The 12576-nt window shown below is 34.7% G+C and carries 10 protein-coding genes; 8 read left to right on the forward strand and 2 right to left on the reverse strand.

What is annotated here, in order from left to right:
- Positions 1–169 precede the first annotated feature (169 nt).
- A complete protein-coding gene (locus OGZ34_RS14520) occupies positions 170–940 on the forward strand; it encodes a methyltransferase domain-containing protein (RefSeq protein WP_263360671.1) in 771 nt (256 codons plus the stop codon).
- 52 nt (positions 941–992) lie between these two features.
- On the opposite strand, the gene OGZ34_RS14525 is transcribed toward OGZ34_RS14520, so the two are convergent.
- The gene (locus OGZ34_RS14525; RefSeq protein WP_173967799.1) at positions 993–1586 is read right to left on the reverse strand and encodes a hypothetical protein; all 594 of its coding nucleotides are present in this window, start codon (positions 1584–1586) and stop codon (positions 993–995) included.
- A gap of 466 nt (positions 1587–2052) precedes the next feature.
- Here OGZ34_RS14525 and OGZ34_RS14530 point away from each other — a divergent pair, with 466 nt between their 5' ends.
- Complete coding sequence (locus tag OGZ34_RS14530; RefSeq protein WP_263360672.1) at positions 2053–2472, forward strand: OsmC family protein; 420 nt, start codon at positions 2053–2055, stop codon at positions 2470–2472.
- A gap of 232 nt (positions 2473–2704) precedes the next feature.
- Positions 2705–3502, forward strand: coding sequence for an alpha/beta hydrolase (locus OGZ34_RS14535; RefSeq protein ID WP_263360673.1), 798 nt, complete (start codon positions 2705–2707; stop codon positions 3500–3502).
- Between the two features lie 172 nt (positions 3503–3674).
- Here OGZ34_RS14535 and OGZ34_RS14540 read toward each other — a convergent pair whose 3' ends face one another.
- Positions 3675–4640, reverse strand: a complete 966-nt coding sequence (locus OGZ34_RS14540) for a hydrogen peroxide-inducible genes activator (RefSeq protein ID WP_263360674.1) — start codon at positions 4638–4640, stop codon at positions 3675–3677.
- 366 nt (positions 4641–5006) lie between these two features.
- On the opposite strand from OGZ34_RS14540, the gene OGZ34_RS14545 reads away from it, so the two are divergent.
- The 5 genes from OGZ34_RS14545 (at position 5007) to OGZ34_RS14565 (ending at position 12408) form a co-directional block, all read left to right on the forward strand.
- The gene (locus OGZ34_RS14545; RefSeq protein ID WP_263360675.1) at positions 5007–5429 is read left to right on the forward strand and encodes a DM13 domain-containing protein; all 423 of its coding nucleotides are present in this window, start codon (positions 5007–5009) and stop codon (positions 5427–5429) included.
- 2 nt (positions 5430–5431) lie between these two features.
- Positions 5432–6334 carry a hypothetical protein gene (locus OGZ34_RS14550; protein ID WP_263360676.1) on the forward strand — a complete coding sequence of 301 codons (903 nt, stop codon included), beginning with the start codon at positions 5432–5434 and terminating at the stop codon, positions 6332–6334.
- A gap of 241 nt (positions 6335–6575) precedes the next feature.
- Positions 6576–9413: a M16 family metallopeptidase gene (locus OGZ34_RS14555; protein ID WP_263360677.1), complete on the forward strand. Its 2838-nt coding sequence runs from the start codon at positions 6576–6578 to the stop codon at positions 9411–9413.
- A 590-nt stretch (positions 9414–10003) separates the two neighbouring features.
- Positions 10004–11740 (forward strand): ATP-binding protein, encoded by a 1737-nt coding sequence (locus tag OGZ34_RS14560; RefSeq protein ID WP_173967792.1) that lies wholly within the window; start codon positions 10004–10006, stop codon positions 11738–11740.
- A 47-nt stretch (positions 11741–11787) separates the two neighbouring features.
- The gene (locus tag OGZ34_RS14565) at positions 11788–12408 is read left to right on the forward strand and encodes a response regulator (RefSeq protein WP_157495883.1); all 621 of its coding nucleotides are present in this window, start codon (positions 11788–11790) and stop codon (positions 12406–12408) included.
- Positions 12409–12576 lie beyond the last annotated feature (168 nt).

Raw genomic sequence — 12576 nt, forward strand, 5'->3', positions numbered from 1 at the left:
TACAGAACGGCATGTTTTTACCAAAAGCAGTATAAGTACGCATTGTCAAGTCTTTTTTTATTGTTATATCTTTCCTTTGAGAATTTTGTATCTTAGTCTTCATTAAACGGATTTTATTTTGATTACAGTTTCTTTTCGGGATCAAAACAAATCACAAAATAAGAAAAAAATGCCCTGGAATCCTGAGATCTATAATAAATTCAAAGACATTCGATATCAGCCTTTTTATGATTTGGCAAATTTTATTCAGCCTGAAAAAGGAATGAAAGCCATTGATTTAGGTTGTGGTACGGGAGAGCAAACAGCTATTTTGGCTAATAAATTTCCAGAAGCTGACTTTCTGGGAGTTGATTCTTCGGCAGAAATGCTGGAACAGTCAAAGGATTTAGAAACAAATAATCTGCATTTCAGAAAATCGACTACAGAGGAAACCTTAGAGTCAGGTGAAAAGTGGGATTTGATTTTTAGCAATGCGGCTTTGCAGTGGTCGGATGATCATGAAGTGTTATTCACTAAGCTACTGGAACAGCTGAACCCAAAAGGACAGTTTGCAGTACAGATGCCTGTGCAACCGGAAAACAAACTCAATAAAATTCTTTTAGAATTGGTTCAGGAGGAGCCTTTTGTATCTTATCTCAAAGGCTTTAAAAGAGAATCCCCCGTTTTGAGTATCGATGAATATGCCCAAATTCTTTTTGATGGCGGATTGGAAAATTTAGAGATTCAGCAAAAAGTATATCCAATTATTGCAAAAGATCATGAGACGCTTTTTAGTTTTATTTCAGGATCGGCTTTGATTCCGTATACAGAACGTCTGGAAGGAGAGGAGAAAGTCGTTTTTATTGAAACCTATAAAAAAAGAATAGCGGAAGGCTTTCCCAAGCTTCCCGCCATCTATTCTTTTAAAAGACTGTTGCTTTATGGCCGTAAAACGGAATGAAATAAGGTTCTAGTATGTTAGCAGTCTGAGTTTTCTAATTGCAAAGAAAGTTTTATTCTTTGTAAAGGATAATAGTTGCTTTGTAACCTTTACCAACATTCCACTGACTTGCTTCTATCACTTTTCCTTTATCGTCGTAAACCTGAAATTCGGCCGTATTGGGTGAAGCCGAACCTTCGTTTAAAGCTTCAAAGTCAATTTTATTCATTCCTTTTACCAAAGTAATTTTAAAGCCCTGATAATCTCCATTTAAACTTACTTCGGGTTCTATCACTTTATCATTCAGATATACTCGTATTTTATCGCCGTCTACAAAAGCAGCGTCACGGTAACGAATCGTAGATACCGCTGTATTGGTTACAAAACCTCCCAGATATTCGTTTCTTCTGTAAAAGATGCCTTCAACATTGGCTTCCGGTTTATAAAGGCTATTGTTTTTGTACAAATCCTCGGGATTTATTTTTAAGACGGTTGGTTCTTTTGGAAGCGGAAGATCCGGATTTAGCGGAGTTTCGGTTGGAGGTGGTACATCTTTTATTTCAACATTTTTAGAATCGATTGGCTTGTATTTGCCACTCACTTCTTTCTGTGCATATCCGTGTAAAGAAGCACCAATTATTATAAATGTCAATAGTATCTTTTTCATATTGTTTTAAAGTGTTAATTCAGACATCAGATGAATATATTGATGTCGGGATAGATAACATTCAATGATAGGCATTTATTGCATTTGCCGAAAGTTAATTATTCATTAATATTTTTTAAAACACAGAATATCAGATATAAAGTTATGACTTTTTCGGGTATTCCTGTACGTTTTATTAAGAGTGGATCCTATTTTTTGCCTTTCAAATGTGATATTTTTTTAAGTGCTTGAAAATAATTGTCTAAAAAAGTAATCAATAAGCTGTTATCTCATGAGTATGGATAGTTTTCGGTTGAGTCCGTATAATCAGTACAGAGTTTGAGAATTTTAGAGCTATATTATAAATAAAATTTATAATGATGTAAAATTATCAATTTGATTTATAATGAAGCCCGCCATAAATTTGTCTCATCAAATCAGAACAACGATTTGAGAATTAAAATTGATAACATTAAAAACTTTAGTCATGAAATTTACAAGAAACGCAAATGCAAACTGGAAAGGTACAGGAATGGAAGGAAAAGGAACCATTACTACACAAAGTACAACTTTAAACAAGGCTCAACTCTCTTTTAAAACCCGTTTTGCAGAAGGAGTGGGAACTAACCCTGAAGAATTGGTCGCTGCAGCACATGCAGGGTGTTTTACAATGCAGTTAAGCTTTTTATTATCAGAAGCAGGTTTTGTTCCCGAAGACCTTAATACTATTGCCAAAGTAACCTTTGAAGATGGTACAATCACTTTAATTACTCTTGAACTTACGGGAGTAGTTCCGGGGATTACTACAGAAGATTTTGAGAAAACAGCTCAAAAAGCAAAGGAGATTTGTCCTATTTCAAAACTGCTAAATACAGAGATTGCTTTAAACGTGTCTTTACTGTCTTAAAAAAAAAATGACTTTTAGCGTAGTATCTAACAATATATTCTAACACATAGGAACATAGAATTTAGGAGTAATAGAGCATGTTATTAAGAAATAAATTTCTTCCACAAAGACTACTCTGTGTCTTAAAAATAAGTGAAACGTCTTTTTTGAAAGTGCAAAATCTATGTTTCTATGTGTTAGAATTAATTACATCTAAATAGATTATTTAATTTAACAAACAACATCTTAAAAAATGAAAACAACTATTTTAAAAAGACAATTGAATCGCGTATTTATGTCTGCCACTTTAATTTTAACTTTTTTAGTATCAACAATTTCAGTTGCGCAAACAGCGCCAACAAAGATTAAAAATGTAGTATTGGTTCACGGAGCATTTGCAGATGGTTCCGGATGGAGAAATTTATACGATGTACTTTCAAAAAAGGGATACAAAGTAACGATTGTTCAAAACCCATTAAGTTCACTTGAAGATGATGTAGCAGCGACCAATGTAGTATTAGACAATCAGGACGGCCCGACAATTTTGGTAGGACATTCCTGGGGAGGTGCAGTAATTACGCAGGCTGGTAACCATCCTAAAGTTGTTGGATTGGTGTATGTGGCGGCTTTTCAACCGGATAACGGAGAATCGGCTTTACAATGGCTGCAAACAGCTGCTCCTGCTCCCGAAAATGGTGTTCTGCCTCCAAACGATAAAGGTATAGTATATTATGATGAAGCTAAGTTTCATGCCGGATTCTGCGCAGATATCAGTAAAGAAGATGCCGCTTTTATGTATGCTTCACAAGGTGCATTTTATGCAAAAGGTTTTATAACACCAATTACAAAAGCAGCATGGAAAGACAAACCAGCCTACGCAGTAATTGCTACGCAGGACAAAAGTATCGATCCTTCTATTCAACGTGCCATGTACAAACGTTCAAAAACTAAAGTGACAGAAGTAAAAGGAAGTCACTGTGTTTTTATCTCGCAACCAGAAGCTGTTGCAAATGTAATTATTGGTGCCGCCAAAGATCTAAGCGGAAAATAATAAAATCTTATAGAATCTGCACAATCTGCGAGAAAACAGGTTTGATTATTCTAATTTGATGATGTATTTTTTGTTTCTCATTGATCTTAATAATTGAAGCATTTTTCTAAATACAAAAGCCAAAGTACTGCAAGGTATTTTGGCTTTTTTTGTATTGATTCCCGATAGCTATTTATCGGGTAGTAGCTTTAATAAAATAGGGAGAGTCGTTCCATCTTATTTTGCGGTAAGCAAAGTTTTGCTGTAACGATTCCGGCAGGCAATTCCAGATCGCCTCATTCATTTTTTCCAGTAATAACTTTTTAGAAAAGGTATCCGACACCACCAGACTTATCTCGCGTACCGGTTTGGGGTCTTTAAAATGTTTGAAAAGTCCTGTTTCTGGATCATTAATCATCGAAAGTTCGGGGATTATAGCAAACCCTAATTCTGCCCGTACCAGGTTTTTTAAAGTTTCAATCGAGCTGATATCATAACTGAACTGCTCTTTTATTTTCCCCGTACTTTTAATATCACAAATATCCAAAAGTTGGGCATTGTAACAATATTCGTTTTGCAGTAGAAGTAATTCGGCACGGTCCGAGGGCTGTAATTCGTAGTGTGTTGCTGTAGCCATTGGGTGTACCGTATTCAAATAAGCCACAAAAGGTTCTTTAAAAACAGGATGTTCGATTAAATGTGGATTTCCGGTAGGCGTTGCCATTATAGCCACATCAAGAGCTCCTGTAGTAACATCATTCATCAGTTGGCCAGTATTGGCTTCCTTTATAATGAATTGCATTTTGGGAGTGGCTTTTTTCATCGCCTGAATAAAAAGCGGAATCAGATAAGGGGACAAAGTCGAAATGATACCAATTTTGACTTCGCCTTCAAGTTTGTTTTTCTCGTTCACCACAAAATCTCTGATTTCGTCAGCCTCCCGAAGTATTTTTTTGGCACGGTTTATAATTTCGGCTCCAAGAACTGTAGGGGTCAAAGGTACTTTGTTCCGATCGAAAATTTTAATTCCAATTTCTTCTTCCAGATTTTTTAATTGAATCGTTAGCCCTGGTTGCGATACCATACAAACTTCTGCGGCTCTGGTAAAATGACGCTCATCATCTAGTGCTACAATATATTTTAACTGTTGAATTGTCATTAGGATCTATATAATGGATATAAAAGTAACCCGTTAGATGTAATTATTTTTAAACGCATAGAAACATAGATTTAGCACTCTCAAAAAAGGTGTTTCACTTATTTGAAACACACAGAGACTGTTATGCGTTAGAAAGATGTTTCTTTTTGTATTCTTTTAAAAATGTAAAACCTATGTTTTAAATGATCTTTTTATAATGGGTTAAAGATAGAAAAAATATAAGGGAGTGTCTTGGTGTTTTTTTTAATCTAAGCAGCAGAAAATGTAAACACAATAGGAGAGTATCGAAAATATACAGGATATGTAAAGTAGCTGACATTAAGGAACTATGAGAGTGAGTAAATTTGATTTTCTAAACGATACAAAATGAGAACGATATTTACTTTTATTACCATTTTAATGCTCTTTGGTTGTGAATCAGAAGGAGAATTAACCCGTGAAAAAATTGGTTCGATGGTAGTTTCTTCAGAAGCGACTTTATTGTTTTCGGGAACATTTGAACCCGAAGGAGGCAATAAGGTTACAGGTACCGCCCATATTTATAAAGAGGGAGACTTGTACAAGTTGTCTCTCAAGGATTTTAGCATTTCAAGCGGACCCGATCTTAAAGTCTATCTTTCTAAAACCAACAGGCCGGAAAGTTTTGTAAATCTTGGGAGTTTAGGATCCGGAAGTTCACAGAGTTATACGGTTCCCGAAGGAGTCAGTTTTGCAACCTACCCTTATGTATTAATTCATTGCCAGCAATTCAATCACCTTTTTGCATCTGCTGCTTTAAAATCCAACTAATTATGAAAATTAAATTTTTAATTGTTTTATCCTTGTTTTTTGTGTTCAATCTTGCCAGAGCACAAGGTTGCAGTGATGCAGGTATATGCAGTATAGGAAGTTCGTTTAACGGAAACGACGAGAAGAAAAATAATAGTATTGAATTTGCTACTATTTTAGGTAAAGGAGATGCCGATGTTAATTATGTGTCGGCGTATATTGGTTATACCCGTTTTTTTAATGAAAAATGGTCTGCAAATGCTAAGGTAACTTCTTCTTATGCAAATGGAAGTTTTGGTGGCAGAGGCTCTGTTGGAGATGCTTTTTTAACGGCGAACTATGTACCGGTTGTGACAGGTTCCTATAAATGGAGTTTTACTTCAGGGTTAAAAATCCCCTTCAATCAAAGTAATCTTAAAATAAACGATCATCCACTTCCAATGGACTATCAAAGCAGTCTTGGAACTTTTGATTTTCTGGGAAGTGTGAATCTGAACTATAAAAACTGGGATTTTAATTATGCTGTACAATTGCCTGTGATCAATATAAATGCAAATTCGTATTTCAGCGAGTATTCCGGTACAGCTGATTTTATGACCACCAATTTATTTGAAAGAAAACCGGATGTTCTTTTACGAGGTACGTATACCATAAATACAACCAATCGTAAGTTTTCATTCAAGCCGAATTTGCTTTTTATTTATCATTTGGGACAAGATACTTACGAAGATATTTACGGACAAAGAGAGGCGATTAAAGGCTCTGACGGACTTACCATTAATGGAAATTTAATTGCAGGATATCATTTTTCATCCGGAAACAGTATCGAAGCCTCAATTGCGACGCCTTTTGTAGTGAGAGAAGTCAGACCGGACGGACTTACACGGGCATGGACAGCGGGGGTGAGCTATAAAGTGCGATTTTAAAAATTTTTGGATGGTGACTCAAGTATAAATAGGTTGAGCAGAACGGGTGTCGCACAGAAATTTAATGTGTTAAATAAGTAACACAAATTTTTCCTTACATCATTTTTAATTATTTTGCGAAAACCATGATCAGATGAACTGAAAAAGAACCATATCCGTCCTTAGGCAAAGATGCTACTAAGTCGGAGGAATATTTATATTTTCAACTGATGTGGAATAAAATATAAAACCATTACTTTAAATGCCGAAATCAAAAATGATGAAATCTGTACACGCTCTACTTTTACACGCTCTGTTATTATTTATTGGAATTACTTCAATAAATGCACAAAACTACAAACCTGCTGATGCCTTAATTGGAAATAAAACTCTTAAAAAAGGAGTACTATCCAATGGCATGACGTATTATATTTATCCAACAGCGGTAAATAAAAATACAGCAAGTTATTATATTATTCAAAACGTAGGTTCTATTTTAGAGAATGACAATCAGAAAGGATTGGCACATTTTCTGGAGCACATGGCTTTCAACGGAACTAAAAATTTTCCTGGAAAAGGAATTTTGACGACTCTCGAAAAACAAGGGGCTGTTTTTGGAAATAATATAAATGCTTACACCAGTTTTGATGAGACAGTTTATAATTTTGACAATATTCCATCAACAGATCCAAAAGTCATTGATACTGCATTGCTGATTTTGCATGATTGGTCACATTCATTACTACTGACCAATGAGGAAATTGATGCCGAACGTGGTATTATTGTTGAAGAATGGAGAACCAGGCAAAACGCATCAACCCGGATTTCTAATTTGTTCAATCCTTATTTGTACAATCATTCGCTGTATGCAAACCGTGTTGTTATTGGTGATATGGATATTGTAAAACATTTTGATTACGCTTTGCTACGAGATTTTTACAAAGAATGGTACCGTCCCGATTTGCAGGCAATTGCCGTTGTTGGAGATGTGAATGCAGAAGAAATTGAGCAAAAAATAAAAACGTTATTTGCGGATATTCCGAGATCTAAAAACCCGAAAAAACGTTTTGAGGTAGCGATTCCGGATCATGAGGAACCTTTTTTTAAGTTAGCCATCGATAAAGAAATAACAAATTCCGCTATATCTTTTAAAATTATTCAAAATGGCGCTTTTCAGAGTCAGACTTTTGCCGATCTACAGCAGTTAATAACAAGAGTAATGGCATTTTCAATGCTCAATGACAGATTGAATGAATTAGCACAGAAAGAAAATTGCCCGTTTAAAAGTGCGGATGTTTATTATTCTGATTTTACAAGAGTTAACGATGTAATGGGAATGGGAATTGCTCCAAAACCTAATAAACAGGCAGAAGCTTTCGCTGCTGTCATGGATGAGTTTATACGTGCCGGAAAATTTGGTTTTTCCGAAGGTGAAATCCAAAGAACCATAATTGCTATTACTTCTTATTTCGAAAACTATATCGAATCAGAAAAAGAAATTCCACATAGCAGTATTGTTAATAGTATAAAATCAGAATTTCTTTCACACCAACTAGTTACAGATTCTAAGAGTAAGTTTGAGATGATAAAATTTATTCTGAAAAACATCGATTCAAAAGCTTTCCAGGCCGAATTAACGCGTGGATATACTTCAAAGAACAGAGTAGTGACCGTTGAAGGTATGGAAAATGAGACCAATCTAACCAAGGAGAGCGCGTTTGCTATTATTAGCAAATCAGAAAACAATCCTGATTTAAAGCCTTATGAAGACAGCTTTAATGACAAATCTCTGCTGACTGATGTAACGATTGTTCCGGGGAAAATTACTGCTGAAAAGGAAAGTAAAGAGATCGGTGCTACCACTTATACTTTGAGCAATGGTGTAAAAGTGCATTACAAATTTGCAAATAAGAATGTAAATGATGTGCAGCTGCATGCGGAGAGTTTCGGAGGAGCATCTTTATATGGTCCAGAAGATTTACCATCGATATTTGCACTGAATGGTTTGGCAGATGCTTCAGGTGCGGGAGCATTCTCTAGTATTGATCTGGAAAAAGTCCTGGCGGGAAAGATTGCGGGTACGGGAGTGAGTGTGGGAGATTTAAGCGAAACGGTTTCAGGAAGTGCTAAAGTAAAGGATCTCGAAGTGATGTTGCAATTGGTACACCTGCGTTTTGTAAGACCACGTTTCGATCAGGAAATTTTTGATATTAAGAAGTTAAATCTTCAAAATTACCTGGAAAACAAGGACAAAGACATTAATGGAAAAATGACAGATAGTATTAATGCAATCGTTTATGGGAAAAATAATCCCAGAATAAGACTTTTGGACCAGCAGTTTATTGATGATTTGTCTTTTGAAAGAATAAAAGCAATCTATAAAGAACGATTTTGTGATGTTTCAAACTTTGATTTTTTTATCGTAGGAGATGTAAAACCAGAAGTTTTGAAACCGCTATTAGAAAAATACATCGCAAGTATTCCCGGGATAAAAAGGGAAGAAACATTCAAAGACAGAACACCTGTATGGAATTCCAATAAAATAAACAGAGAAGTTTTAATTAAAATGGAAACGATCAAAAGTACGGTCAATATTCAGTTTGAAAGCGATTTTAAATACACTCCTAAAAATGCTGTTTTGACCGATATGCTGAGCGATATTCTGACTTTGCGTTATACCGAGAGCCTTAGAGAAAAAGAAGGAGGAACTTATGGTGTGCAGGTAAGTGCAGCAGCTTCTAGATTTCCAAAAAATACGGTAGCCCTATCTATAAATTTTGATTCAGATCCGATCAAAGTGAACACTTTACTTCCTATAGTTTACGACGAAATTGACAAAATTAGAAAAGGTATTTTGATAAAAGAGGATATTGTGAAAACCAAAAGCAATTACTTAAAATCGCGGGAAGACAGCAAAAATTTCAACAGCTACAGCTTGAGTTTATTATACAATTTTTCCAAGTATAATATAAACATGGATGACCCTGCAACTTATAAAGATATTGTAAATAACATCACTGAAAAAGACATTCAGGAGTTTGCCAATGCATTTTTAAACAAAGCCAAATCCTACGAAATTGTTTTTAAACCATTGCAATAATTGGTACTGATATGTATTAATACTGTGCGTTGAAAAGGAAGATATAAGTGTGACGGCACAAATTTTTTTTGATTTCCTGTAGATTTAAAAAAGATTGAGCAGATTAGTACACCGTAATTAATGAAATCTCATTGTAACATATTTTGAGTGAAATTCACATAAATTCGAAAAGTAGGATTATATTGTATTTGGTTTAAGGTTTGGTTAAATATCTTGTTAATTCATAAATATCATTTACTCGTATGGTACGATAATCATTTTTCTTTTGATTTAAATCATTTATTTTAGGGATTTGATAGTAGTGGATAAGGTTGTTATTGATAATTTTGCAGTTGTAAACTTTAAATGGATGTGGGCTGAGTTGTGAAAAGATTTACTTTAAAAAAAATGTAAGTTAATTTTATGACAGCAGGGAATTAAACCAAAACACATCCAGGAGTTCTTTTCTTCTTGAAGGCGTTTTTTAAAATTTCTTTGTTTATTCAGCTCTTCATGGCTAACGTCGGGATGGGGTTGTAAAATTGATTGCTGCTTTGTTATTAAAGGAGCAAATATTACATCTGAAAAACGACTTTAATTTATTGATTTTTATGTTTTTACGCTGTGTTTCCAATAATTGTATAAAGTACCTCGTTCTTGCTTTTTTTTTATTTTCATTCCATTCCTATGCTCAGGAAATTACACCTAAAATCAAACAATTAGAACAGAAATTAAGAGATTTAGATAACCGAAATCAAACGGATAGTATTAGTTATTTAATCGATAAGCATTTGACCAGGCCTGATTTAAATAAATTTGAACTTCAGTTATTGTATTTTTTTAAGGCGAATTATTATAAAATAATTGGAAGACCTTCAGATGCTATCCTTGCTTTAGATAAATCTATCACATTAAAAGGAGAAGGAAAGGAATCGCAAAAAACCTACTACAGAAGCCTATACATACTATCGGATTTATTCTTTACTAAGAAAGAGTATAAAAAAGCTTTCTATTACGCCAATTTATGTCAGGATAAGATTTCGCCAACCGATAGTCCCAGTAACTATATAGTATTGCATCTGATTATTGGGTACTATTATTATATCAATTACGATCACAAAAAAAGCATGGAAGAATTTTTGCTCACAGAACGAGTGGCAAAAAAACACAATCCATGTAAACTGGCTGAAGTATATGTAAAAACTGCCCGTATTTACAGTAGACAAAATCGAATAGAGAAAGCGAAAAAAGCAATTACAGAGAGCATCAGAGTAGCGGACAGTTGCAATGACTTAGAGAATAAAATCAATGCTTTGCGTACCCTAAGGGAAATCATGGTTGAGCAGGGGGAGTTTGAGGCAGCTCATAAAACATTTGAAAGACTGGATCGACTGGTTGGGATCGAGGACACCAAGATTAGGAACAGCAGAATAGATTCGTTTGAAATTGCGAATAAAATTAAATTAAAAGAACAGCAAAATATTAAACTGAAAAGAATCAACGAAAGCAAAGAGGAACGTCTGCAAAAACAAAAAGTTGCCCTTATTGCTTCGTTAATCGGAATTACTTTATTAATCATATTATTGTATTCGATTGTAGTATTGACCAAAAAGCAACGAATAACCAATGAAACGCTAAAGCTGCAAAAAGAGCAAATTGAGGTGAAGAATAATGATCTTAAACGTCTTAATTTATTGCACCAAAAGATTTTTACAGTAATCTCTCATGATTTTAAGGAACCAATTACAACCTTAAAAATTTTATTGGAGAAAGAAGAGATACTTAAAAATGAAAATGAGATTGTATCAACCTACATGAAAGCTATAGGGCAGCAATTGGAACAATCAGATGCAATGCTTACCAGTTTACTCGATTGGGCAAAAATGGAACTCATTACCGCACAGTCGGGTTATAGTGAGATTATGCTGTACAATAGTATCAGCGCAACCTGTAAGGAATTATCACATCAGTTAAAAGCCAAGAATATTACAATCGAGCTTAAAGTTTCAAAAGGAACAACTGTTATTTTCAACTCAGCTGTTTTAAGTATTGTATTACGAAACATTATTAATAACGCGATTAAATTTAGTTATGAAGACAGCGTTATAACCATTGAGAATGACAATCATGAAATCATAGTAACAGATTCCGGTAAGGGAGTCGAACAAAAAAAGATTGACAAATTGTTTAAGCAGAAAATAAATCCGGGACTAGGCACTAATCTGGAATCGGGGTTTGGAATCGGGCTCTATTTGTGTCAGGAATTAATGCTGAAAAACAAAGGAACGCTTGCCGTTTTTAACAATGAATCAGCAGGTTGTACTTTCAAAATTATCTTGCCGAAATAGGGAAAACCGCTATTTATTTAACAATTTTTTTGTCGCTAATTTGTACCATGATACATATTGCATTTTTTGAAGACCAACCTATTGTCTGTGGGGGTCTTACTAGTTTTTTTTCAAATCAAAAAGATTTGGAAGTGCTTTTTTACGCGACAAATAAGCAAGATTTATATCTTAAAGTTCAGCAGCATTCAGGATTAGATTTAATTATTGTTGATCTGATTGCAAGTGATGTGCAGGGACTGGAAGTCTATGAATACCTTCATAAAAATCATCCTGATTTACGAGTAATTGCTTTTACCTCTCTTTCGAGTCCCATATTAGTCGAAAACCTATTGGCTATGGGCGTAAAAGGTTACGTTAATAAAAATCAGGACAGCGAAGATCTTTTAGAAGCTATTAGATTAGTATGGGAAGGCGGAGTTTATCTGCCGGACGACTACGCCTTTTTGTCCAAACAAAACAGGGTAGGTACGGCAATTACGCTAACAGCAAAAGAGCTTACGATCATGCAATACATTATTAGAGAATTTACTACAGCCGATATTGCCGGCGAATTGAAACTTTCGGTCAATACGGTCGAAAATCACAGAAAAAATATTTTTAGCAAACTCGATGTGAGTAATGTTGCCGGTATGGTGCGCGAGGCGTCAAAATTGGGACATATTAACTAGAGTATAGTGGTGGTTTAGGTCCCTTCGACTTGAATACAATCGCTACAATTTTTGAATATCAAGGGATATTCGAAAAGTCTTTGTATGGAATTTTAATTATTTATTATATGGTGAACTTTACTTTTTTTAAAACCCGGTTTTTTGTTAGAAGAAGCGCTCTGGAGGAGG

This window comes from Flavobacterium collinsii (assembly GCF_946903285.1).
Lineage (GTDB): Bacteria > Bacteroidota > Bacteroidia > Flavobacteriales > Flavobacteriaceae > Flavobacterium > Flavobacterium collinsii.

Coding starts and splice junctions, on each gene's coding strand:
- OGZ34_RS14535 (WP_263360673.1), top strand. CDS start 2,705: ATGAAAACAACTATTTTAAAAAGACAATTGAATCGCGTATTTATGTCT.
- OGZ34_RS14525 (WP_173967799.1), bottom strand. CDS start 1,586: ATGAAAAAGATACTATTGACATTTATAATAATTGGTGCTTCTTTACAC.
- OGZ34_RS14545 (WP_263360675.1), top strand. CDS start 5,007: ATGAGAACGATATTTACTTTTATTACCATTTTAATGCTCTTTGGTTGT.
- OGZ34_RS14565 (WP_157495883.1), top strand. CDS start 11,788: ATGATACATATTGCATTTTTTGAAGACCAACCTATTGTCTGTGGGGGT.
- OGZ34_RS14560 (WP_173967792.1), top strand. CDS start 10,004: ATGTTTTTACGCTGTGTTTCCAATAATTGTATAAAGTACCTCGTTCTT.
- OGZ34_RS14550 (WP_263360676.1), top strand. CDS start 5,432: ATGAAAATTAAATTTTTAATTGTTTTATCCTTGTTTTTTGTGTTCAAT.
- OGZ34_RS14540 (WP_263360674.1), bottom strand. CDS start 4,640: ATGACAATTCAACAGTTAAAATATATTGTAGCACTAGATGATGAGCGT.
- OGZ34_RS14530 (WP_263360672.1), top strand. CDS start 2,053: ATGAAATTTACAAGAAACGCAAATGCAAACTGGAAAGGTACAGGAATG.
- OGZ34_RS14555 (WP_263360677.1), top strand. CDS start 6,576: ATGCCGAAATCAAAAATGATGAAATCTGTACACGCTCTACTTTTACAC.
- OGZ34_RS14520 (WP_263360671.1), top strand. CDS start 170: ATGCCCTGGAATCCTGAGATCTATAATAAATTCAAAGACATTCGATAT.